We start from the raw sequence: 1,731 nt of genomic DNA on the forward strand, positions 1-1,731 counted from the left end.
GGTCGCGGTGGCGACGCGAGCATCAAGTCGCTGCCGCCATCGCACATCGAAAGACTCGCCATAATGCGCAACTGTAGTACTAAGAATGAAACTTACTTCGAGGCGGATTCGTGAAAAAACTCTTCATCACTATCGCATTGGCGCTGACGTTGTTTGCAACTGCACCGGCGCCTCAGGCATCGGCGATGACGCTGCAACAGCAGCGCAACCAGACGTATCATGCGCTTGGCGACATCCTGAGTGAGCTGCGCACAGAATTCGATGCCACCCAAGCCCAGTTCCGGGCTTCGACCGACCGGGCCGAGCGCGACATGCTGCGCCAGAAACTCCGCAGCCAGCGCGCACGTTTCAGCTTTCTTGTAACGACACGTCGCATGGCACGCAATTTTTATACCGCTGGTCAGCTCGATACGATCATCGTGCGTTATGATCTGCCGGTTAGCAGAAGCTGAAACCTCAAACCGATCTGATAAAGGCCTCTGCACTGCAGGGGCCTTTTGCTTTGGTGGACACTCATTCCTGAGGCAGTTCCAGGTCCAGGCCTGACAGTTCAAGCTCTTCGCGATAGAATCCGACATCTTCAGCCCGGTGATGGCGGATCACCGTATCCAGATCCCGTCGCATTGCGGCGCGGTCCGCGTCAGTCAGGATATCGTCGACATCATCGGTCAGCGGATCGAACAGCACCAAAGCCAGATCCAGACGTTCCGGTGCCAGCGAAAAATTATGCGGGGCCAGTTCCCATGATGTGCGCAAGGCATCGCGCGCGCCCTCGATATCGCCTGAATAGATTCGGGCCGAGGCCATCACCGCCCAGGCATGGGCATTGCCGGGATTGAGCGAGAGACTTTCGTCCATCAGCGCAACCGCCTGCGAGCCGCGTTCGGCAACGACCTCGACCGGGGCGGTCAGCCGGTCGGGATCATCCGCGTAAGGCAACAGATCGGCGCGGATATAGGACGCAGCCTGCTGCATCAGATAGCTGGCGCGATCGTACATATCGGCACCGACCGCCAGAATTGGCTGATCAAAGACATTCCCGCGCCGCAACTCGGCATTGAAGGCCGGCGCATTCGCCGCCAGCGTCAATACAGATCCGCCGCCCACCAGCAAGATGGCCACAGTGCTTGTCGTGATCAGAAATCGCTCCATGCCGCGTCATGCCCTTGTCTGTTGCATGCCCGTTTATGCGCCGGGACGGCCAGCCGGGCAATGCCATGTGGTCATGCATCGCAAAAACAATTGCCCCCAAGGAATCACATGGGGCGCATTCACTGCCATCCCAGGTCCTCAAGGCAACCATTGTTAGTTGTTTGAATTATTCCAATCTATCCCTGATTGTGCGTCGTTAACCAACCGCACATTCTACCATGCGGCCCGGTGATAAAAATGGGTCAGTCACGCGCGGTGAATAGAAAAATATCGGCCCGCACCTTGTCCGGCATTCCCGGGCATACTGCGAGGCCAGCCCCAGGATACAAGTATAAATCATTTTAAAACAGTTACTTGCGATCCTATCCCCCGAGGGTTCGCATAGAGTTTACAATCCTGCCAAGAACCGCCCCGACAGTCTGACAGGGGCACATGCACAGGAATCGAACACAGTCAGAGAATTGAGGGGGAGTCAAACAGTCAACCGTTGCACTTATTAGGGTCTGTTGACGTTTAAGGATTCCCATATCGGCTTCGAAGTGATTCAAGGTTGCCAAATGGGAGGTGACCTTGATCCGC

At 56.2% G+C, this 1,731-nt stretch carries 2 protein-coding genes; one reads left to right on the forward strand and one right to left on the reverse strand.

Annotated features, from left to right (window positions below):
* Nucleotides 1-110 precede the first annotated feature (110 nt).
* Nucleotides 111-452, forward strand: a complete 342-nt coding sequence (locus tag ACFTOW_RS13450) for a hypothetical protein (RefSeq protein WP_379916556.1) — start codon at nt 111-113, stop codon at nt 450-452.
* A gap of 61 nt (nt 453-513) precedes the next feature.
* On the opposite strand, the gene ACFTOW_RS13455 is transcribed toward ACFTOW_RS13450, so the two are convergent.
* A complete protein-coding gene (locus tag ACFTOW_RS13455) occupies nt 514-1,152 on the reverse strand; it encodes a tetratricopeptide repeat protein (protein ID WP_379916558.1) in 639 nt (212 codons plus the stop codon).
* Nucleotides 1,153-1,731 lie beyond the last annotated feature (579 nt).

Source organism: Lacimonas salitolerans, from assembly GCF_042677865.1.
Taxonomy (GTDB): Bacteria; Pseudomonadota; Alphaproteobacteria; order Rhodobacterales; family Rhodobacteraceae; genus Lutimaribacter; species Lutimaribacter salitolerans.

What these genes read in the sequence shown, in the direction of transcription:
- ACFTOW_RS13455 (WP_379916558.1), bottom strand. Translation starts at nt 1,152, where the DNA reads ATGGAGCGATTTCTGATCACGACAAGCACTGTGGCCATCTTGCTGGTG.